At 67.8% G+C, this 21,316-nt stretch carries 20 protein-coding genes and 1 pseudogene; 1 reads left to right on the plus strand and 20 read right to left on the minus strand.

What is annotated here, in order from left to right:
- Window positions 1–3: 3 nt before the first annotated feature.
- The 5 genes from QZM67_RS33980 to QZM67_RS34000 all read right to left on the minus strand — a co-directional run bounded on the left by QZM67_RS33980 (window position 4) and on the right by QZM67_RS34000 (window position 5,234).
- The gene (locus QZM67_RS33980) at window positions 4–1,491 is read right to left on the minus strand and encodes a DNA polymerase Y family protein (protein WP_301810132.1); all 1,488 of its coding nucleotides are present in this window, start codon (window positions 1,489–1,491) and stop codon (window positions 4–6) included.
- Window positions 1,424–2,131 (minus strand): translesion DNA synthesis-associated protein ImuA, encoded by a 708-nt coding sequence (gene imuA, locus QZM67_RS33985; protein WP_043187248.1) that lies wholly within the window; start codon window positions 2,129–2,131, stop codon window positions 1,424–1,426. The genes QZM67_RS33980 and imuA overlap by 68 nt, the downstream gene beginning before the upstream one ends.
- Window positions 2,132–2,436: 305 nt before the next feature.
- Window positions 2,437–3,231 (minus strand): ABC transporter ATP-binding protein, encoded by a 795-nt coding sequence (locus tag QZM67_RS33990; protein WP_011353261.1) that lies wholly within the window; start codon window positions 3,229–3,231, stop codon window positions 2,437–2,439.
- 1 nt (window position 3,232) lies between these two features.
- Window positions 3,233–4,129, minus strand: a complete 897-nt coding sequence (locus QZM67_RS33995; protein WP_039346181.1) for an ABC transporter permease — start codon at window positions 4,127–4,129, stop codon at window positions 3,233–3,235.
- A gap of 139 nt (window positions 4,130–4,268) precedes the next feature.
- Window positions 4,269–5,234, minus strand: a complete 966-nt coding sequence (locus QZM67_RS34000) for an ABC transporter substrate-binding protein (protein ID WP_301810136.1) — start codon at window positions 5,232–5,234, stop codon at window positions 4,269–4,271.
- Between the two features lie 330 nt (window positions 5,235–5,564).
- On the opposite strand from QZM67_RS34000, the gene QZM67_RS34005 reads away from it, so the two are divergent.
- Window positions 5,565–5,873, plus strand: a complete 309-nt coding sequence (locus tag QZM67_RS34005) for a VF_A0006 family four-cysteine protein (protein WP_175026191.1) — start codon at window positions 5,565–5,567, stop codon at window positions 5,871–5,873.
- Window positions 5,874–6,190: 317 nt separating this feature from the next.
- Here the strand turns inward: QZM67_RS34005 and QZM67_RS34010 are convergent, their stop codons facing one another.
- From QZM67_RS34010 to QZM67_RS34080, 15 genes and pseudogenes are all read right to left on the minus strand, one after another.
- Window positions 6,191–6,442, minus strand: coding sequence for a DUF2274 domain-containing protein (locus QZM67_RS34010; protein ID WP_024100052.1), 252 nt, complete (start codon window positions 6,440–6,442; stop codon window positions 6,191–6,193).
- A complete protein-coding gene (locus QZM67_RS34015; RefSeq protein ID WP_024100053.1) occupies window positions 6,439–7,701 on the minus strand; it encodes a TrbI/VirB10 family protein in 1,263 nt (420 codons plus the stop codon). The genes QZM67_RS34010 and QZM67_RS34015 overlap by 4 nt, the downstream gene beginning before the upstream one ends.
- A 2-nt stretch (window positions 7,702–7,703) precedes the next feature.
- Window positions 7,704–8,693: a P-type conjugative transfer protein TrbG gene (gene trbG / locus QZM67_RS34020; protein ID WP_024100054.1), complete on the minus strand. Its 990-nt coding sequence runs from the start codon at window positions 8,691–8,693 to the stop codon at window positions 7,704–7,706.
- Entirely contained in the window at window positions 8,690–9,394 is a 705-nt protein-coding gene (gene trbF / locus QZM67_RS34025; protein WP_024100055.1) for a conjugal transfer protein TrbF, read from the minus strand. Before trbF ends, trbG begins: the two co-directional genes overlap by 4 nt.
- A gap of 18 nt (window positions 9,395–9,412) precedes the next feature.
- Window positions 9,413–10,756 (minus strand): P-type conjugative transfer protein TrbL, encoded by a 1,344-nt coding sequence (gene trbL, locus QZM67_RS34030; RefSeq protein WP_024100056.1) that lies wholly within the window; start codon window positions 10,754–10,756, stop codon window positions 9,413–9,415.
- On the minus strand, window positions 10,753–11,055 hold the full coding sequence (locus QZM67_RS34035) for a hypothetical protein (protein WP_024100057.1): 303 nt from the start codon (window positions 11,053–11,055) through the stop codon (window positions 10,753–10,755). Before QZM67_RS34035 ends, trbL begins: the two co-directional genes overlap by 4 nt.
- Window positions 11,056–11,066: 11 nt before the next feature.
- On the minus strand, window positions 11,067–11,795 hold the full coding sequence (trbJ, locus tag QZM67_RS34040; protein ID WP_024100058.1) for a P-type conjugative transfer protein TrbJ: 729 nt from the start codon (window positions 11,793–11,795) through the stop codon (window positions 11,067–11,069).
- Window positions 11,792–14,251, minus strand: coding sequence for a conjugal transfer protein TrbE (trbE, locus tag QZM67_RS34045; RefSeq protein ID WP_024100059.1), 2,460 nt, complete (start codon window positions 14,249–14,251; stop codon window positions 11,792–11,794). The genes trbJ and trbE overlap by 4 nt, the downstream gene beginning before the upstream one ends.
- A gap of 9 nt (window positions 14,252–14,260) precedes the next feature.
- The gene (locus tag QZM67_RS34050) at window positions 14,261–14,533 is read right to left on the minus strand and encodes a VirB3 family type IV secretion system protein (RefSeq protein WP_024100060.1); all 273 of its coding nucleotides are present in this window, start codon (window positions 14,531–14,533) and stop codon (window positions 14,261–14,263) included.
- Window positions 14,530–14,922: a TrbC/VirB2 family protein gene (locus tag QZM67_RS34055; protein ID WP_024100061.1), complete on the minus strand. Its 393-nt coding sequence runs from the start codon at window positions 14,920–14,922 to the stop codon at window positions 14,530–14,532. The genes QZM67_RS34050 and QZM67_RS34055 overlap by 4 nt, the downstream gene beginning before the upstream one ends.
- A complete protein-coding gene (trbB, locus tag QZM67_RS34060; RefSeq protein ID WP_024100062.1) occupies window positions 14,919–15,956 on the minus strand; it encodes a P-type conjugative transfer ATPase TrbB in 1,038 nt (345 codons plus the stop codon). Before trbB ends, QZM67_RS34055 begins: the two co-directional genes overlap by 4 nt.
- Window positions 15,953–16,429 carry a CopG family transcriptional regulator gene (locus QZM67_RS34065; RefSeq protein ID WP_024100063.1) on the minus strand — a complete coding sequence of 159 codons (477 nt, stop codon included), beginning with the start codon at window positions 16,427–16,429 and terminating at the stop codon, window positions 15,953–15,955. The genes trbB and QZM67_RS34065 overlap by 4 nt, the downstream gene beginning before the upstream one ends.
- Window positions 16,426–18,459 carry a conjugal transfer protein TraG gene (locus tag QZM67_RS34070; protein ID WP_024100064.1) on the minus strand — a complete coding sequence of 678 codons (2,034 nt, stop codon included), beginning with the start codon at window positions 18,457–18,459 and terminating at the stop codon, window positions 16,426–16,428. The genes QZM67_RS34065 and QZM67_RS34070 overlap by 4 nt, the downstream gene beginning before the upstream one ends.
- A 222-nt stretch (window positions 18,460–18,681) precedes the next feature.
- A pseudogene (locus tag QZM67_RS34075) lies at window positions 18,682–19,617 on the minus strand (ISL3 family transposase); the annotation flags it as partial.
- A 58-nt stretch (window positions 19,618–19,675) separates the two neighbouring features.
- Window positions 19,676–21,256: an IS66 family transposase gene (locus QZM67_RS34080; RefSeq protein ID WP_024100066.1), complete on the minus strand. Its 1,581-nt coding sequence runs from the start codon at window positions 21,254–21,256 to the stop codon at window positions 19,676–19,678.
- Window positions 21,257–21,316: the final 60 nt, after the last annotated feature.

Raw genomic sequence — 21,316 nt, forward strand, 5'->3', positions numbered from 1 at the left:
CGTTCACCCGAACAGACCGTGCAGGAACCAGCGCGGCTCGGCCTCGCTCCCCGCCCGCTCCTTGAACACCCAGTAGCACGCACCGGCCTCGTCCTGCGCGACGCAGTAATCGCGCGCAGCGAGCTGACCGTCGAACCACCCGGCTTCGATCCGCTCCACCGACGACATCATCCTCAGCGGCGTATGAAATACCGGCCGCTCCCCACGCATCAACAACGGCAGCGGCTCCGCCAGCAACCACGCGGGCCTCGGCGGCACGGCGGGTGGCCCGGCAGCCGGCTTGCCGGCCTGCGCGTCGAGCGGCAGCCAGCGGTTCGCGGCCTCGGGCCGGTGATCGGCGACGGGCGCCGCGCGCAACACGTTGTCCGCGCCAAGCCGCGCGACCAGCAGCTCGAACAGCCGCGCACGCGTCTCGCGCGTGCCGCCGGGCTCGGGAAACAGATCGTCGGCCGGCGGCGCGACCGATTCGACGCGCGTGGCCTTCAGGCGCACCGCAATCACCGCGGCCGGCAACTCGACGCGCGCGAGCCGCTCGCCGAGCAGCCGCATGAAGTGCGCCTCGTCGCGCACGGGTGCCGCGAATGCGAGTTCGAGCGGCGTCGGCGGCACGGCCTGGCGGCCGCGCTCGTGTTCGAGATCGAACGTCATCGCGGCCAGTGACAGGTGCCGCGCAGCCAGCCAGCCGCAGAGCTGCACGACGAGCCGCCGCGCAACGAACAACACGGCTTCCGCGTATTCGACGCGCTCCTGCAGTTCGAGCCGCACGTCGAACACGGGCGGCACCGCCATCCACGCGAGCGGCTCGACCGCATCGCCGTACGCGCGATCGAGCGCGGCCAGCAACGCGGGACCGCAGCGGCGCTGCAGCCCTGCGCGTGGCAGGCCGCGCAGATCGGCGAGCGTGCGGCAACCGAGGCCGTCGAACCAGCCTGCATAGGGACGCGCGTCGGGCAGCAGCACGCATGGCAGCCGGTCGAGCACGCGCACGAGCGACGCTTGCCCGGCGACCCGGCGCCGGATGCGTGCGCGAGCCGACACGCGCGCGAGCAGCCACGCGCCGCCCCCGGTCGGAGCGGCAGACAGGCGCGCGGCATAGCCGAGCGCCACGAGCGTCGCGCGCACCTGGCGGCACAGCGACGGCAGCCCGCCGAACAGGCGCAGACTCGGGCCGACATCCACGAGCAGCGTGGCTTCGTCGCCGAGCGCGACGCACGGCGAGAAGCGCAGCAACGCGAGCGCGACCGCGCGCAGCGCATCGGCCTCGCGTGCGGGATCGCGTTCGACGAGCTGCGTGTGCGGCGCGAGCGTGAGCACGCCGCCGCGCTTCATGCCCGCGCGCACGCCGTGCCGGCGCGCGGCCGCGTCGGCGATCAGCACGACACCCTGCTCGAGCACCGCACGGCCGGCGCTGCTGGCCTCGCCGTCAGACGGAGGCGCGACGCACACGTCGAGCGGCAGGCGCGGCAGATGGATGCCGAGCAAGACGCGCATAGCGGCTCTCCACGATGGGCGACGGCAGGTCGAGCACGAGCGGCTCGCTGCGGGCGGGGCCGCGCCGCTTGACGATGTCGAGCGACACGCCGCCCGGCACCGGGTACAGCGCGACCCGCAGCACGGCCGGCGACGGTTGCCGCTCGGCCGACAGCGGGCGCAGCATCACGAACAGCGTGTCGCCCGTGCGTGCGGCCGCGAGATGCAGGCGCCGCAGCGCATCGGGCCGCGCGTCCTGCCACAGCAGCAGCGCGCCGCAACAACCGGTCTTGAGTGCCTGCTCGGCAGCCCACAGCGCATCTGTGCGACTGCCGGCACGCAGCCACAGCAGCGCGTCGGCCGGCACGCCGAGACTGGCGAGCGCGGTGGCATGCGGCGACTGCGGCGGCGCGACGAGCGCAAGCGGGCGCCGCGCGCTGACGGTGCGCGCGAGCGCGGGCGCGAGCAGCCGCATTTCGCCGCAGCCCGGCTGCGCGGCCAGCAGTTCGACGAGCCCGCCGACCGGCCAGCCGCCGCCCGGCAACTCGGCGGACAGCGATGCAAAGCCCGTGTCGATCGTGCGCGGGCCGCCACGCGCGAGTTGCGAGCCGCGCCACAGCGACGGATGAAGGGATTCGGGAGAAATGGAGGATGCGAGCATGACGCCACCCACAACTGTATGGATATACAGTATATGGCAATGCGTCCACGCCGCACAGTACTGGTACGAAACCGGTATTTCGTCAGATGAAAGGCGGGTGAAAAGTCGGCGGGTCCGCAATATTACGGCGGGTCGCCGCCGGCATCACCGGCTCGCACCGTCCGGACGCCCGCCACACCCCTCGGGCGCCGATGTGGCGCATGCGAACCGAATCGCGCAGCCGGGCCGAACCGAGCAGAGCCCAGCCAGCCTGCCAACCGGCACGATGCACATCCTGCACACCGCGCCGGCCCGCCCACCGCCCGTCAGCCGAGCAGCAACGCGTCGTCGTCGAGCTGCTCGTGACGCACCTTCTCAAACATCTGCAGCAGGTCCGGCACGTCGAGCCCCTTGCGCGCGTCGCCCGACACGTCGAGCACGACCTGCCCCTGGTGCAGCATCACCGTGCGGTCGCCGTAGTCGAGCGCCTGCCGCATGCTGTGCGTGACCATCATCGTCGTCAGCTTGCTCTCGGCGACGATGCGCGCGGTCAGCTCCAGCACGAACGCGGCCGTCTTCGGGTCGAGCGCGGCCGTGTGCTCGTCGAGCAGCAGGATCCGCGACGGCCGCAGCGACGCCATCAACAGGCTCACCGCCTGCCGCTGGCCGCCCGACAGCAGCCCGATCCGGTCGGTCAGCCGGTTCTCGAGGCCGAGGTTCAGGAGCCGCAGCTTGTCGCGGAACAGCTCGCGCGACGGCCGGTCGAGCGCGGCCCGGAAGCCGCGCCGCGCACCGCGCGCCATCGCGAGCGCCATGTTCTCCTCGATCGTCAGCGCCTCGCAGGTGCCGGCCATCGGATCCTGGAACACGCGCGCAACGAGGTGCGCGCGATCCCACGCGGCCTTGCGCGTGACGTCCGTGCCGTCGATCGAGATGCGTCCCGCATCGACCGCCTGGTCGCCGCTGACCGCGTTGAGGAAGGTCGACTTGCCAGCGCCGTTCGAACCGATCACCGCGACGAACTGGCCGTCGGGAATCTCGAGCGACAGCCCGCGCAGCGCGCGCGTCTCGATCGGCGTGCCGGGATTGAACGTGAGTTTCAGGTCTTGTGCGGACAGCATGTCAGGCCCCTCCGTTCTTGCGCGCGAACAGTTTCTTGCGCGTCGCCGGCAGCACCAGCGCGATCGTGACGAGCGCGGCCGTCACGAGGTTCAGATCCTGCGCCTTCAGCCCGATGAATTCGCTGTTGAGCGCAAGCGCGATGAAGAAGCGGTAGACGATCGCGCCGAGCACGACGGCGAGCGTCGTCAGCACGAGCCGGCGCGCCGGCAGCAGCGTTTCGCCGATGATCACGGCAGCCAGCCCGATCACGATCGTGCCGATCCCCATCGAGATGTCCGCGCCGCCCTGCGTCTGCGCGAACAGCGCACCGGCGAGCGCGACGAGCGCGTTCGACAGCGCCATCCCGGCGAGCGTCGCGCGGCCGGTCGCGATGCCTTGCGCACGCGCCATCCGCGGGTTCGCGCCGGTCGCGCGCATCGCGAGGCCGAGCTGCGACGAGAAGAACCAGTCGAGACCGAGCTTCGCGACCACGACGACGATCGCGAGCAGCGCCGGGCGCAGCACGTAGTCGGGCATCCAGTCGGGCTGCAGCACGGTGAAGATGGTCGGTTCGGTGATGAGCGGCACGTTCGGCCGGCCCATGATCCGCAGGTTCACCGAATAGAGCGCGATCATCATCAGGATACTGGCGAGCAGATCCATGATCTTCAGGCGCACGTTGAGCCAACCGGTGATGAAGCCGGCCACCGCGCCCGCGACGATCGCGATGCAGGTCGAGCTGAACGGGTCGTAGCCGGCCGAGATCAGCGTCGCGGCAACCGCGCCGCCGAGCGGAAAGCTGCCGTCGACGGTGAGGTCGGGGAAGTTGAGGATGCGAAACGAGATCAGCACCCCGAGGGCGACGAGGCTGAAGATCAGACCGATCTCCAGGGCGCCCAGAAACGAGAACAGAGACATGATGGGGAAATCCTGTTGCTTCCCGGCCGGACGTGTACGGCCGGGCGAAGCGAACGGGCGGCCCCGGGTGGGAGCCGCCCGTCCGGCGAAGTCGTTCAGGCCCGGATCGGGCCCGCAAGCGCAGCGGTCGGGCCGCGGCTTACTTGATGACCGTCTTCGCTTCCTTGAGCAGATCCGGCGACAGCGTGACGCCCTGCTTCGCGGCCGCGCCCGTGTTCGCGAACAGTTCGAGGTTGCTGCTCGTCTCCGACACGATCGCGCCCGGCTTCTCGCCCTTCAGGATGCGCGCGACGACCTTGCCGGTCTGGCGGCCGAGGTCGCCGTAGTTGATGCCGAGCGCCGCGATGCCGCCGCGCTTCACACTGTCGGTGTCGCCGGCGACGAGCGGGATCTTCGCTTCATTCGCGACCTTCACGAGCGCTTCGTACGCGGACACGACGTTGTTGTCGGTGTTCGTGTAGATCACGTCGACCTTGCCGATCAGGCTCTTCGCGGCCGGGCCGATGTCGACGGTACGCGGCGCGGCCGCTTCCTTCAGCGTCATCCCCTGCTTCGCGAGAATCTCCTTGAGCTCCTTCACGACCACGACCGAGTTCGCCTCGCCCGGGTTGTAGACCATGCCGACCGTCTTCGCATTCGGGACGACGCGCTTGATCAGCGCGACCTGGCGATCGAGCGGCAGCTTGTCGGACACGCCCGTCACGTTGGTGCCCGACGGGCCCCAGCCCTTCACGAGCTGCGCGGCGACCGGATCGGTCACGCCCGAATAGACGACCGGCACGCTCTTGGTCGACGCGACCACCGCCTGCGCGGCCGGCGTCGCGATCGCGACGATCACGTCGGGCTGGTCGCCGACGAACTTGCGCGCGATCTGCGCGGCCGTGCCCGTGTTGCCCTGCGCGCTCTGGTATTCCCACTTGAGCTTGTCGTCGCCGTAACCTTCCGCCTTCAGCTCGGCGCGCACGCCGTCGCGGATAGCATCGAGTGCCGGATGATCGACGATCGACAGCACCTTGACGGTCTGTGCGTGCGCGGCACCTGCCAGCGCGAGTGCGGCCACGCCGGCCGTGATCGAACGGATCGCGAAAGTCTTGAAACGCTTCATGGGTGTCTCCCCCGTATTGTGTCGGTTCTGGATGATGGATTCCCGCCGCCGTCATGCGGGCGCCGCCACGCGTGCAACGCGGTGGCGACCGGCCCGCGCATGCCCCGGGAAGGCGTGCAGCGGCGAACGCACGAGGATACCATTTCCGCAGACCACCGCCTGACTCCGCGCTTTCGCGAAGATGCCGGTCCGCGGCGCCCGACGGGGCGCCACTCCCGCGCGCGAAGGCTGCCCGGCGGCGGCTCCCGTCGGCCCGGCGCAACGCGTCAGCCGCGCTCGCGGCTTTACGTTATGCTGTCGGCCGACCCAGTCCACTCCTTCGGAGAGCACATGAAACGGGCGATCCGAGCCATCGCATTCGCGGCCGTCGCGCTGGCGCTGCCAGGTGCGGCGTTCGCGCTGACCGACGGCAGTGCGCAATACGACGAGTGCATGCTCAATGCGCTGCGCGAAAGCCGCAACGGTGCGGCGGCCCAGCTGATCCAGCGCTCCTGCGACGCGCTGTATCGCAACAACGCGATGCTGTTGCCGCGCGAGCGACGCTTTCACGAGTGCGTCGTGCAATCGCTGCCGGGCGTGCGCGACAACTATGCGATCCAGCAGATCATGTCGATCTGCTCGCGGCGCGGCGAGATGTGAGCCGGCGTTGAATGCGCCACACCGTGCGGCCGTCGATCGGCCGCGCCAATGAAAAATGTCCGCTGTCAAGCCTTTGATGCGGACAGGCAGCAACATGAAAGGTCTTGTGGGGCAATAGGTTAGGCCAAAAATCGACCGTTGCGCGCTCCTACTGCTTTTTAGGCTAGGTGCCACATAGGCGCTTTGCGGTGGCAAGTGTAGGGGCACTCCGGCGAGCCGGGGCGCATCGCTGTTGTAGCTTCTAGCCTGGTGCAATCCACTCCAAAAGCGAAAGCGCAGCCCGTAGGCTGCGCTTTCGTCGTGATGAACCAACAAAATCAGGCCTGTTTCGGTTGCACGGCCTTCGCCGCCGCCACTGCTCCTTTCCTGAATCCTCGATCCCCAGCCATGAACGCCTCCAGCATGTGCGGGATGAGCGTCGCAGCATCGACCGCCTCGCCGTAGGTCTGCGCGTGCAGCGCGGCGTAGCGGTCGAGGTCGGCCCGCAGGCTGGCCGGACACGCGAAGGTCAGCTTCGTGGACTCCAGTTTCGGCAGTGGCCCGAGCCGCAGCTTCTTGCCCGTGCTCATCGCATCGCCCCCCTGTTGAAGAACATCGGCTGGTACGGTCGCAGCACCAGGTCACGCTTGACGATGATCCGCACCGGCAGGCCCGGCCGCTCGGTCAAGGTCGGCTGGATGTTCATGTTGCGCCGGGTCATCTCCTGGCCGACCTGATTGATGCTGTCCTGCGCGCTGTCGCGCCCCGCGATCACGATGCGGTTGCCGTCCTGCCGGTTCTCCGGCGCGGCCAACTCGGCACCCACGCCCAGTAGCGTCGTCAGCGCCGCGCCGGCGACGATGCGGCTCCAGTGGTAGTCCACGCCATCTTCGAGGCCGGAATAGCCGGCCGGGTCGGTGCCCACAAGGTTGTCGATGGTCAGCGAAGACGTGTCCGGCAGGATGATCCGGTTCCACACCACCTGCACGCGACTCTGCCCGTAGCTGACCTGGCTGTTGTATTTGCCCATGATGCGCGAGCCTTGCGGGATCAGCAGGAACTTGCCTGTGGCCGAGTCATAGACCGGCTCCGTCACCGTGGCGATCACGTCGCCCGGCAAGTCCGACTTGATGCCCGTGACGAGCGCCCCGGCGATCACCGTGCCAGCCATGACCTGATACGGCGATGCCGGCATTTGCAGGTTGCCGGAATTGCGGGTTTCCGTAGAACCGCCTTTCAGGAACGCCTCCTTCTGGTCTTGCCGGTTCTGCGTGGCGGTCGGGTCGGCGGGCTGGGCCGCTGTCGAGGCCGGCCCGGCCGCCAGCGGGTCGAAGGCGCTGCCCGGCGCAGCCGCAGGGGTTTGGGCCGTGGCTGGCGCTGCGGCCTTGCCCTGCTGGCCCGAGCGGAAGAACACCGATGAGGCCGCCGCGGCGTCGGCCTCCTTGCGCAAGGCGTCCTCTGGGTCGTGGCCGGGCGGCGCATAGGTCGGCGTTACCGGCTGCTGCGAGGCCACGATGGCGGGGCCAAGGTCGCCCGGCAGCGGCGGCCCCAGCTCGGGCACCTTCTGCGGCAGCTTCGAGTAGTCCGAAGGCAGGCCGTCCAGCCCTTCGGACTTGCTCACGCGATCGACGTTGTAAAGCTCGGTCTGCTCGCCCGCGCCCCGCCGGTGCGGCTGCAATGACCAGATAGTCGCACCCAGCACGGCGACCGACAGGCCGCCCATGAGCATCGCCAGCGTGCGCCGGTTCAGGCGAGTGACCGGGCGCGGCTGGGCGCGCAGCGCCACCGCCTCGGGCGCGACCTTGCCCGCCTGCGGCGCGGCACGGTCGGGGGTGTCGTCCTTGCTCATGGTCAGTTCCTCCGGGTGCCGTCCGTGCGCTCGATCCGCACCACGTCGCCCTTGTCGCCGCCCAGGCGCAGCTCCGCCGCGCCAAAGAGGCGATCCACGATGTAGTACGGCGCGCGGAAGCGGTAGTTCACCAGTTGCCCGTCGCCCTGCGCACCGATCACGAACAGCGGCGGCAGCTCGCCTTGCGCGATGCCGGCGGGGAACTGGATATAGACCTTCTCGCCGTCATCGAAGGCGCGCAGCGGCTTCCACGGCGGATTGCTGCCGCTGACCGCGTAGCGGAAGCGGATCTTCTCCAGCGACAAGCCGGTATCAACAGGCGCGGCGGTGCTGGCCGCCTGCGCCTGGCGCTGCAAGGCCAGCATCTTGTCCTTCGGGTACTCCCAGGAAACCGAGGCCATCCATGTCTTTTCGGTCGAGGTCAGCTCCAGCAGGTAGGTGCGCCGGCTGGTGGTGATGACCAGATTCGTCTTGAGGCCCGAGCGGATGGGCTTGACCATCACGTTCACGCGCAGCGCATCACCGCTGCCGCTGGACGTGTCGCCCACGATCCAGCGCACCGTGTCGCCCGCGGCGACCGTCACCAGTTCCTCGCCGGGCTGGAGCGCGATCACGGTCACGCGGCCCACGGCCGCATAGACCTGATACAGCGCGCCATCGGTGAAGGGCCACACCTGAATCGCATTGACGTAGCCCTCGCGCGTGGGCGCGATGCGCGCCTCGGCATTGGCACGCGAGACGCGCACAGTTTCGTCGGCCGGTTCCGGCACGGGCTTGGCGGCCTCGGCTTCGGGCAACGGCTTCAACTGCGCCGGCAGCGCCAGCGGCTCGGGCACCTTGACCACTTCCACCGGCGCGGGCGGCTCCGGCAGCGGCTGGGCCTGCACCGGCTCATCGAGCGAGATGGCCGGCGGCGGCTTGCCCTGTGTGGCGCAGCCCGCCAAGGCAACGAGCATCAACGGCAAAGCGTAAAAGCGGAAAGACAGGTTCATGGTTTTGCTCCTTCGGAAGAATCCAGCTCACGGCTCCACGACAGGCCGTTGACGTAGATGCCCAGGGGGTTCTTGCGCAGGCGCTGTTCGGTGCGCGGGGTCTGCTGCACGATGGAAATCACGGCGTTCCAGCGTTCAGTGCCCGCCGCGGCGCCGTTGACGAAGCGCCGTTCCGTCCAGCGCACGTTGAAAGACGTGTCGCTGGCGCGGGTCACGCTGGTTATCTGCACCGTGACGGATTCCTTGCCGATACGCGCGAACGGGTCGTTGGTGCGCGCGTAGTCGTTGAGCACCACGGCGCCCTTGTCGGTGGTGTAGTCGTAGGCGTCGAGCCAGTTCTGGCGCACGACAATGGGGTCGATGGACAGCGAGCGCACCAGCTCGATGAAGCGGCCCAGGTGGTAGGCCACTTGTGCATCGCTGGGCCGGTACGGCGTGGCGGCTTCGCCGACGGCGCGCACTTGGCCCGCGTTGTCCACCTCCACCACGTAGGGCGTGACGATGGATTGCGCGGAGCGCCACACCAGGCCGCCGGCCATCAGCAGCGCCAGCAGCAGGCAGCCGAAAGCCATCAGCCGCCAGTTCTTCGCTTGCACGCGGGACGAACCGATGCGCTCGTCCCACACTTGCGCGGCGGATTGATACGGGGTCGCAGGCTGCGGCGTGTCGGCATAGCGCACCTGCGGGCGTTTGAATCGCATGGGTGTTCTCCTTGAAGATCAGGAATCGGAATCGCGCAGGCTCGGCCCTTGGCTGGAACTGCCGCCGTCGCCACCGCGCAGCGTGTGGGCGGCGGTCGTCGCGGCATGGGTGAGCTGTTGGCGTCGGTGCAGGCGCTTGGCCCAGGCCGGTTGCTCCTGCGGTGCTGACGGCGGCGCATCGCCACTCGCTGGGGACGCGGCTGCTGGCGCATCGGTGCTGAACGCAGCGGCAGCGCGATCGCGGATCGAGCGCGCGCCTTGCGCCACCTTCTGCCCGGCCGCCTGTGCGCCGGTCTTGGCGACGTTGCCCACGCCGGCGGCTGCGCCCTTGAGGCCGCCGCCAGCAGAAGCGGAACCAGCCTGAAACGCGGACTTCGCGCTGCTGGCGGCCCCGGCGGCGGCACGCGCGCCGCTACCGGCCAGCTTGGCGGCAGCCGGGGCCATGCGCGCGCCGGCAGCGACGGCGCCACCAACGCCCGTGGCCGCAGCGCCCACGGCAACGGCGGTGCCGGCCGCGCCCAGCACGGCGCCGGCCATCGCGCCCGCGCCGAGTTGCGGGCCGCCCGATACCAGCCCGGTCGCAATGCCTGGCCCGAAGATGCCCAGCGCCAGCAGGGTCAGCGAGGCCAGCATGACGACGACCGAATGGTCGATGGACGGCTCGGCCGGTTGCACCTGAAACTCGGCGAACAAGCCCGAGCCGATGCCCACGATGACGGCCAGCACCAGCACCTTGATGCCCGACGACACCACGTTGCCCAGCACCTTTTCGGCGAGGAACGCGGTCTTGTTCCAAAGGGCGAACGGCACCAGCACGAAGCCCGCGAGCGTCGTCAATTTGAACTCGATCAGCGTGATGAAAAGCTGGATCGCCAACACGAAGAAGCACAGCAGGACGATCAGCCAGGCGAGGAACATTACGACGATGGGCGTGATGTTCACGAACACCTCGGGAAAGCCCGCCATGTCGCCGATCTGATCGAGGATCGGCGCTCCGGCGTCGATGCCGATCTTGGCCAGCCTTCCCGGATGCAGGAAGTTCTCCATGCTCAAGGTCGAGCCGCTGGCCGTCAGGCCCAGCCCGGCGAAGGAGCGGAACACGATGCCGGCCAGCCAGTTGAAGTTGCCGATGATGTAGGCGAAGGCACCGACGTAGAGCACCTTGCGGATCAGCTTGGCGATCACGTCTTCGCCCTGGCCGGTGGCATGGCTCATCGCCCAGAACAGCCCGGCGATCGTCATGTCGATGACGATCAGCGTGGCGGTCAGAAACGCCACCTCGCCATGCAGCAGGCCAAACCCCGAGTCGATGTAGCGCGAGAACGTATCGAGGAAGCGGTCGATGATGGTTACGTCATTCATGGCGAGTTCTCCTGCCCAGGCCCGTTGTCATCGGCAGCGGGTTCATCGAAGCTGGGTGGGATCGGCGGCAGGTCGGCGAGCGTCTGGTACTCGCCGGGGCCGGCCTTGCCGGAGAGAAAGCGGCGCAGGTCGGCTCGGGCCACCTGCGCGCAGAACGCGCCGCCGTGCTCGCCCGCGCGGCATTGCGCGCGTAGCGCGTGCAGCCGGGACGGGTCGGCGGCCAGCGCGTCCACCGAAGGCGGCCGGCCGCACCCGGCCAACAGGGAAGCGAGAGCGAACAGGACGGGCGCGTTCTTCATGGCCGCACCCGTCAGGGGTTGTAGAAGTTGACGGGCTGCGGCGTGTACGGCGTGCCGCTGCCCAGGAAGCGCCGCGTCACTTCGCGCCCGCGCTCGGTGGCTGCGGCCTGCCGCGCCAGCTCCAGTGCGGTGGCTCGGTCTTGCGTGATCTGGAGCCGCTGCGACTGGATCGACTGCTTGGCCTGCAAGGCGAGCAACTGGTTCATGGCCTGCATCGCCTGCAACGCGCCTTCGGCCGATTGGCTCTTGCCCACGAGGTCGGCCAGCACGGTTTCGTCAACGCCCAGGTTCTGCGACACCTGCGCCTGCATCTGCATGGTGGTCTGCAAGCCGTTGAGCGTGTTCTTCCAACGCTCCTGCGTGTCGCGGTACATCTGGTCGCCACTGACGGTGGCCGCGTACTGCTCGGGGTACAGGCGCGCGAACTCCTGATCCAGATTCGTCACGTCGTAGGCCAAGCCCTTCGCCTGGGCGATCAGCCGCTCGGTCGTCGCCAGGTTGGTGCGCAACTGGCCGACCACGCTGGACGGCAGGCTGGCGAGGTTGCGCGCCTGGTTCATCAGCATCTGCGCTTCGTTCTGGAGCTGCTGGATCTGGTTGTTGATCTGCTCCAGCGTGCGAATCGCGGTCAGCGTGTTCTGCACGAGGTTCGTGGGGTCGATCACGACCCATTGCGCGTGTACGGTGGAAACGGTGCAAAGCATGGCCGCGACGGCAGCGGCGATGAGTCGCTTTTTCATGGCTGGTTCTCCTGTGGGTAGTCGGCGGTACGGAGGAAATCCGGCGTGAGGCCGGAGAACAAGGGCAGCAGGTCAGCCGCCCAATCGAGGCCGCGATGGCGCAGCCAGGCGCCGGCGAAACCGGGGGTACCGGCGTCCAGCCGCACGCGGTCTATGTCGAGCTGGTCTTGCGGCGTGGAAGCGCCTACGAACGCGAGCGCAGCCGCCCCCAGGTCGAGGTCGAACAGGCGGTTTCCGAGGCGGGATTGGTAGTAGTAGTCGCGCTTCGGAACTGCCGTGGCGACGATTTCGATCTGGCGGTTGTTGAGGCCGAAGCCCTGATAGATCGTCTTGATCTGCGGCTCGGTCGCCTGCGGGTTCGGCAGGAAGATGCGGCTCGCGCAGCTTTCGACGATCGCGGGCGCGATGCTCGAATCCTTGATGTCCGCGAGCGACTGCGTGGCGAAGATGACGCTGACGTTTTTCTTGCGCAGCGTCTTGAGCCATTGGCGGATGCGCGCTGCAAACACTGGGTCATCGAGAAACAACCAGGCTTCATCGAGGATCAGCAGCGTGGGCGCACCGTCGAAGCGTTCATCGAAACGCGCAAAGAGGTAATGCAGCACGGCCATGACGGCGGCCTTGCTGTGCATCAGCTCCTCCATCTCGAAACCCTGCACGTCCGCCATGCCCAGCCGGTCGTGGTCGGCGTCCAGCAGCTTGCCGTGTGCGCCGCCCAACACATAGGGCGACAAGGCTTGGCGCAGCGCGTTCGATTGCAGCAGCACTGACAAGCCGGTCATGGTGCGCTGCTCCACCGGCGCACCAGCGAGGCTGCCGAGTGCCGACCAGATAGCCGCCTTCTCGTCCGGGCCGACGGCCACGCCTTCGTGCAGCAAGCGGCCTTCGATCCATTCGGCCGCCCAGGTGCGGTAGCCGTCGCGGTCAATGCGTGCCAACGGCTGGAAGGCGATTTCGCCATCCATGCCCAGGTCGTAGTGCTCGCCGCCCAGCCCGAGAACAGTGGCGCGCATCGAGCGCCCCATATCGAACGCGAAGATGCGCGAGCCGCGATAGCGGCGGAACTGCATCGCCAGCGTGGCAAGCAAGACCGACTTGCCCATGCCCGTCGGGCCGGCGACCAGCGTGTGGCCCACGTCGCCGATGTGCGTCACCAGCCGGAACGGCGTCGCGCCATCGGTGCGGGTGACGATCAGCGGCGGGCCGTCCAAGTGGTCGTTCTTCTCCGGCCCGGCCCATACCGCCGACACCGGCATCATGTGCGCCAGATTGAGGGTCGAGATGATCGGCTGCCGGACATTCGCATAGGCGTTGCCGGGAAGCGAGGACAGCCACGCATCCACGGCATTGAGCGTTTCGGGGATGGTCACAAACCCGCGCCCCTGGATGACGCGCTCCACCATCCGCAGCTTCTCGTCGGCTGCGCCGGCGTCCTCGTCCATGACGGTGACGGTCGCCGTCAGGTAGCCGAAGGCGACTTGATCGCTGCCCAGCTCCTGCAAGGCGGCATCCGCATCGGCGGCCTTGTTGCTGGCATCGGTATCGACCAGCGGGCTTTCCTGCTGGAAGATCGTTTCGCGCAGCAGCGCGATGACGTTCTTGCGCTTGGCGAACCACTGGCGGCGCAGACGCCCCAATTCCCGTTCCGCCTCGGATTTGTCGAGGCACAGAAAGCGCGTACTCCAGCGATACCCAAATCCCAGGCGGTTGAGGTCGTCCAGAATCCCCGGCCAGGTCGAGGTCGGAAAGCCCCGCACCGACACCACGCGCAGGTGCCGGTCGCCCAGCATGGGCGCCAGGCCGCCGACCAGCGGCGAATCAGTCAGTAGCGCGTCGATGTGGAACGGCACTTCGGGCACCGCCAGCCGATCGCGCCGCGTCGATACCGTGGCGTGCAGGTACGTCAGCGTCTGGCTGTCGTCCAGCCAGGAGATTTCCGGCATCACGCCATCGAGCAGATCAAAGACCCGATCCGTCTCCGCCACGAAGGCGGTCAGGCGCTCACGCCAGTCCACGCCCTCGGTGGGCCGGTTCTCGTACAGCATTCCCGCTGCACGGGCACGCGATTCTTCGGGCGGCAGGTACACCAGCGTCAGGTGATAGCCGCTCTCGAAGTGGTTGTCGGATTCCTCGAACGCTGCACGGCGTTCCTCGTCCACCAGCCACGAAAGCGGCTCGGAAAACTCGGAGTGAGGATAGTCGGCGGCGGCGCGGCGCTCGGCCTCGATGAACAGCGCCCAGCCCGAACCCAGCCGGCGCAGCGCGTTGTTCAAGCGCGCCGACGTGGCGATCAGCTCGCCTTGCGTGGCGCTGTCGAGGTCAGGACCGCGAAACCGGGCCGTGCGCTGGAAACTGCCGTCCTTGTTCAAGACGACACCCGGCGCGACCAGCCCGGCCCAGGGCAGCCAGTCGGCGAGCAGCGTGGGCCGCTGGCGGTATTCGGCGAGGTTCAGCATGGCATCACCTCACACGTCCAGCAGCGGGCGATGCTTGACGTGCCGCGCGAAGACCTGCATGAACTGCGGATCGACGCGCGCCCCCCAAACCGCCAGCGCATGGCCGACGATCCAGAGCACGGCACCGGGAATCCAGAGTTGCAGGCCCAGCCCGACAGCGGCGGCCAGCGTGCCGTTGGCGATCGCCACGGTGCGCGGTGCGCCGCCCAGCAAGATCGGCTCGGTGAGCGAGCGATGCAAAGGCACCTCGAACCCTGCCGCGAAGCTGTCCGGGCCGCTCATACGACAGCCCCGCCGGAGAAGCTGAAGAACGACAGGAAGAAGCTCGAAGCCGCGAACGCGATGGACAGGCCGAACACGATCTGGATCAGTTTGCGGAAGCCGCCCGACGTGTCGCCGAAGGCCAGCGCGAGGCCCGTGGCGATGATGATGATGACCGCGACGATGCGCGCCACCGGCCCTTGGATCGACTCCAAGATCGACTGCAGCGGCCCTTCCCACGGCATCGAGGAACCTGCGGCCTTTGCCGTCCCGGCCATGAACAGCATTACCGCAGCCATCATCATTCCCTGCTGTGCAGGGCGAGCCAGGCGGCGCAGTCGGGCAAGGCCGGACAGGCGCGAAGGCGGATTTACGGAAATACGGAAAGCAGGAACGTGCATCTGCGTCATGGCAGTTCTCCAGGGTGGTTGAGGGACGGGGAAGAAAGGTCGGACTGCGATGGCAGCTCGGGAAACGGCGCGGCCAGAGCGTCCGCCAGTTGGTAGCCCACGCCATCGAAGCCGACGACGCGGGCGATGCTCTCGATGCGGCGCTTGCGCCCGCGCCCGGCGATATGGATCACCACGTCCACGGCTTCGGCGATCAGCGCACGGGGCGGGTTCACCGCCACTTCGAGAATCAGTTGCTCCATGCGCAGCAGCGCGCCCAGCGCGGAGCCTGCGTGGATCGTGGCGATGCCGCCGGGGTGGCCGGTGCCCCACACCTTGATGAGATCCAGCGCCTCGGGGCCGCGCACCTCGCCGACGACGACGCGATCCGGCCGCAGACGCATGGATGAGCGCACCAGCTCGGTCATGGACACCACGCCGGAACGCGTGCGCAGCGGAACGTGGTCGCGGGCCGCGCATTGCAGCTCCACCGTGTCTTCGAGCACTAGCACGCGGTCGCCGGTAGCGGCGATTTCAGCGAGCAAGGCATTGGCGAGCGTGGTCTTACCGCTGCTGGTGGCCCCGGCGATCAGGATGTTCTTGCGCTCGCGCACCGCGCGAACGAGAAAGGCCGCCTGGGCGGCGGTCATCATTCCGTCCACGACGTACCGCTCCAGCGGGATCACGCCGATGGCGCGCTTGCGCAGCGCAAAGGCAGGCCCCGGCGCGGCGGGCGGCAAGATGCCCTCGAAGCGTTCGCCGGTTTCGGGCAGCTCGGCGGATAGCAGCGGCTGGCCGCGATGCACCTCCGCGCCGACGTGAGCCGCGACTAGGCGGATGATTCGCTCGCCATCCGCTTCGGGCATTTCCACGCCCATCGGCGCGCGGCCCGAGGACAGGCGATCCACCCAAAGGGTGCGATCCGGGTTGAGCATGATTTCCACCACGTCGGGGTCTTCGAGCGCGGTGGCGATCAGCGGCCCCATTGCCGTGCGCAGCATCTGGATGCGCCGGTCGAGCGACGTGGCGCTCATGGATTGGGGAACTGCGCTCATGACGCACGCTCCTGCGCTTCTGTGGCTGCCGCCGCGTCCTCCATCCGTACCGGATCAGGATGCAGTTCTTCCACTACGTCACGCACGAGGCTTCGCCCGCGCAGCAGGTGGCGACCAAGCTGCTCCACGAACTGCTCGAAGCGCGCTTTGCCCTGGGCGCGCGCTGCCTCTTGGTGCGCCTCGGGAACCGGCATGCTGACCGTGAGGTAGTAGCGGATGAACAGCGCCAGCGTTTCGATGGCGATGTTCTGGTCGCGCTCCATACGCTCGGCCTGGCGCGACAGGCGATCCAGCCGCTTGGCGATGGCCGCCTCGCGCTGGTCGGCGGCATCGGGCGACAGCCAGGACGCCAAGGCGGCAGCGACGATGCTGGATTTGGACACGCCTTTCTTGGCGGCCAGTTCGTCGAGCCGCTGGGCGTGCTCGGGCTGGATAAAGAGATTCAGGCGATAACTTGAACGATGTGGGCTCATAGTTCGATTCCATCGTTGGGGTCGAGGGATGCCAGCCGGGCCGTGCGCTGCATGGCCGTATCGAGCTGGCGAGGAAGGGGAAGCGGCAGGTCGTCGTCGTCATCGAGCAGCCCGAGGTCGGCCGCGGGTGCGGCTTGCTCGGGGTCGTAGGCGACGGCCTCAGTTAGCTCGGGCTGGCGGCGCGGGCCGCCGTCGTCGGCCGTTCCCAGGTGCTCCAGGCCATCGGCGGATGCCGTGGCCGGTGCGGCAGGCGTCGGCGGAATCGCCAGGCCACTCCAGTCGTCAGCGCGTGCCGGAGGAACATCGGCATAGCGCCCTGGACTGGACGCTGTGGCGAGCGCAGGCGGCGACAGAACGCGCCGCTTGAAGTTGGCGTCGGCGTAGTAGCGCAGCTTCTTGGCCCTGATCGGCGCCACGCTCGACACCATCACCACGGCTTCGTCGGGTGGTAGCTGCATGACTTCGCCCGGCGTGAGCAGCGGGCGGGCCGTTTCCTGCCGCGACACCATGAGGTGCCCCAGCCACGGCGCGAGGCGATGGCCCGCGTAGTTGCGCTGCGCGCGCAGCTCGGTCGCGGTGCCCAGCGTCTCGGAAATGCGCTTGGCCGTGCGTTCGTCGTTGGTGGCGAACGTCACGCGCACATGGCAGTTGTCGAGGATCGAATGGTTCTGCCCATACGCCTTGTCGATCTGGTTGAGCGACTGCGCGATGAGGAAGCTGCGGATGCCGTAGCCCGCCATGAAGGCCAAGGCCGTCTCGAAGAAGTCCAGGCGCCCGAGCGCCGGAAACTCATCGAGCATCAGCAGCAGCTTGTGGCGGCGCTCGATGCCATCGCTGCCGTCGAGTGATTCGGTGAGCCGCCGCCCGATCTGGTTGAGGATCAAGCGGATCAGCGGCTTCGTGCGCGAAATGTCCGAAGGCGGCACTACGAGGTACAGCGATACCGGGTGCTCGGCGGAAATGAGGTCTGCAATGCGCCAGTCGCAGCGCGACGTGACTTCGGCCACCGTAGGGTCTCGGTACAGGCCGAGGAACGACATGGCGGTGGACAGCACGCCCGAGCGCTCGTTGTCGCTCTTGTTGAGCACTTCGCGCGCCGCAGAGGCCACCACCGGATGCGGGCTTCCACCGTTCCCGTTCATCAGGTGGGGCGTGGTCATCATCCGGTGCAGGGTCAGCTCGAAGGGACTGGCCGGATCGGAGAGGAAGTTGGCGACGCCGCGCAGCGTCTTGTCTTCGCCCGCATACAGAACATGCAGGATGGCGCCCACCAGCAGCGCGTGCGAAGTCTTCTCCCAATGGTTGCGCTTCTCCAGCGCGCCTTCGGGATCGACCAGAATGTCCGCGATGTTCTGCACGTCGCGCACCTCATGCGCGCCGCGCCGCACCTCCAGCAGCGGGTTGTAGGCCGCCGACTTCGCATCCGTGGGGTTGAACAGCAGGCAATGCGAGAAGCGCGAGCGCCAGCCGGCGGTGATCTGCCAGTTCTCGCCCTTGATGTCATGGACGACGGCGGACGCGGGCCAGGAAAGCAGCGTTGGCACCACCAGGCCGACACCCTTGCCGCTGCGCGTCGGCGCGAAGGTCAGGACGTGTTCCGGGCCTTCGTGGCGCAGGTACTGGCGGTCGTGCTGGCCGAGGAACACGCCGGCCGGCTGCGTGAGGCCCGCCTTGCGAATGTCCTCCGCGTTGGCCCAGCGGGCCGAGCCGTAGGTGGTGACGAGGCGTGATTGGCGCGAGCGCCAGATCGACATGCCGATGGCGACCAGCACAGCGACAAGGCCGCTGCCGCCGGCAAACGCACCGCCGATGTCGAAAACACGGGGCGCGTAGGCGTCGAAGAAGAACCACCACTCGAACAACCGCCACGGGTGGTAGATCGGCGTACCCAGGAAATCAAACCAGGGCGAGCCAAGGCGTAGCTGATAGCCCAGAGCGGCGGCTGTCCATTGCGTGGCGCTCCAGACGCCAGCGATCACGATGCCGAATACCACGGCGATCTGACCGAACAGTACGTTCGTCCCTTGCATGACCTTGCCTCCGATTTCTCCTGCGCTGATTCCTCATGGGAAAAGCGGCACAAGGGCGTGCCGCAGGCGTCAGGATCGGTGTCAGGTCAGTGCCGGTCAAAGACCGTTTCAGGCAGAAAGATCGAGCAAAAGGAAAGAATTCGTGAAGCGGCGAGTCAAAGAAAAACGCCACAAGAACTGGCGCATTGCGGCGTGTTGAGAAAAATAAGGCTCTGTTGAATTTCAAGTGGGTTGCGGGGCATGAGGATTGATGGCCTGGAAGTCGAGCTTGCCGGCGATCAGGAAGATGACGGTTCTGATGGTGGCCAGGCGCACGAAGCCACGGGCGCGGCGCTTGGCGGCCTGGAACAGGCCGTTGATGGCCTCCAAGAAGCCGTTGGTCTGGCGGGTCTGCGCCCAGGCGACGATGCCCTCCAGGTGGCGACGCACGAGCGCGGCCACCTCCTTCATCGGTTCAACCTTGGAGTGCATGACGCAAGTGCACCAGTGCTGGAGCATGGTGCGCACGACGTTGATCTGCTTGCGCTCGAGGATCTCTCGCAGCTGCTCCTTGTAGACCCAGGCGCGGGCCGTGCGCACCGTGGTCATTCTGGCGATCAAGGCGTCCAGATCGGCGGCGGCCTCGGGCCTGAGGCGGCTGCGATCCTTCAGCAGCGACCAGCGCAGACCCTTGAGCGACTTGTCGCTGCGCTGCTCGATGCGGCGCATCTTGTCCACCGCCGCACTGGCATGCCAGACAACGTGGAACTTGTCGAAGGTGATGCGGGCGTTGGGCAGGAACTCAGTGCAGCCCTTGATGAAGGCGGGTGACATGTCGATGCTCACCGAGGTGATCTGCTCGGCCGGGCAGCCGTGCGCAGCAAGGTCCGCTGCCAGCGCTTGGAGCGTCTTGGCGTCACGGCCCTCGGTGACGAACAGCACCCGGCGTGCGGCGGCGTCGGCAGCCAAAGTGGCGTAGTCGTGGCCTCGGGCACGCGAGGTCTCGTCGATGGCCAGAGCCGTGACCTGGCTGAAGTCGGCCAGGCCCAGGGCGATCTCAACGTAGCGCTCGCACACGGCCATCACCCGGTGGGCCGACTCGCCCACGATGCGCGCCACGGCGGCAAACGGCATCTGCTGCGCCAGCATCAGGATCAGCGCCTCGAACAGCAGCGTGAAGGTATCCGTCCGGCCAACTCACCTGGACGGATTTGCATTCCTTTGATCTGGCGCGCTGCTACGGGGCTGCCGCAAGCTTCCAGCGATGCGGCAGCAACTCATCAATGCGGCTGGCCGGGTGCGTGGGCAGGCGCTCCAACACGTTCTTGATGTAGGCGTAGGGCTCATGCCCGTTGATGCGCGCCGAGTGCAGCAGGCTCATGATGGCCGCCGCCCGCTGGCCTGCGCGCAGGCTGCCGGCGAACAGCCAATTCGAGCGGCCGATGGCGATGGGCCGGATCTGGTTCTCCACCCAGTTGTTGGAGATCGGCACATCGCCGTCCTGCACGAAGCGCGTGAGTTGCGTCCAGCGCTTGAAGCTGTAGTCGATGGCCTTCATCGTGGCCGAGCCCGGCGGCACCAACTGCCGCTGTCTGAGCAACCAGCGATGCAAGACCGCTAGCACCCGACGTGACTTGCGCTGCCGTATCTTCCTTCGCTCATCGCCAGGCAGTTCCTCGATCTCGCGCTCGATCCTGAACAGCACCTGGAAGTAGCGCAGCGCTTGGTGGCCGACCGCGCTGGCGTGGTTGGCCCACAGGTCGTTGAATTTCCTGCGCGCGTGCGCCATGCATTGCGCCGATGTCACGCCCTTGGTCGTCGTGGCGGTGTAGCCGCCAAAGCCGTCGGTAACCAGCGTTCCCTGCCAGGCTCGCGGGGTGTCGAGCTTGAGGAACTGCTGAACGTTCTCGCCGCTGCGGCCCTCGGTGAACTGGAAGACCACGGCCTTCGTCGCGTTCAAGCTCGTGGTGCAGTACGACCAGATGTAGGCCTTGTGCGTCTTGCCGTCGCTCAGGTGCTTGGGCTTGAGCATGGCCACCGGCGTCTCGTCGGCGTGCAGCACCGCATGGCGGCGCAACTCGTCGGCCAGCGCGTTGACCAGCGGCTGCAATTGCGCCCCGCACTCGCCGACCCACTGCGCCAGCGTCGAGCGGGCGATCAGGTGGCCGGCGCGCTCGAAGATGGCTTCCTGGCGGTACAGCGGCAGGTGATCCAGGAACTTGGCAACCAGCAGGTGCGCCAGCAGGCCGGCGCTCGGGATGCCCTTGTCGATGACGTGTGCCGGCACCGGCGCCTGAACAATCCGCTCGCAGCAGCGGCATGCCCACTTGCCACGCACATGGCGCTCGACGCTGAACACGCCGGGCTGGTAGTCCAGCCGCTCGGCCACGTCCTCGCCGAAGCGCTGCAGGGGCTGCCCGCAATTGCAGGTGGTGTCCACCGGCTCGTGCAGCACGTCGCGGCGCGGCAGATGCGCTGGCAACGGGGTGCGCTTGGGCGTCTTCTTCTCGGTCTTGTCCTTGGCCTTGTCGTCGGCCTGGCCCTGCTCGCGTTCGATCTCCCGTTCGAGTTCGGCCAGGTCGGCGTCCAGCGTCTCCTCCAGCAGACTCCTTTGCTCGGGTGCCAGGCTGGCAGCGAAGCGTTCGCTGGTGGCGGCGAACTTCATCCGCTTGAGCACGGCCATCTCGTGCGTGAGCTTGTCGATGAACGCCTGCTTGAAGGCGATCTCGGCGTCGCGCTGCTGGATCTGCGCCAGCAGCGACTGCACGGCCTGGCGCATCTGCGGCTGCAGGGTGTCCAGTTGCTCGGCGCTGATCATGGACGTGATCCTGCCGCGCCGAAGCGCCCTGCGCATCGGCACATCCGGCAATTGCAAGGG

This window comes from Burkholderia sp. AU45251 (assembly GCF_030482905.1).
GTDB classification, from domain to species: domain Bacteria; phylum Pseudomonadota; class Gammaproteobacteria; order Burkholderiales; family Burkholderiaceae; genus Burkholderia; species Burkholderia aenigmatica.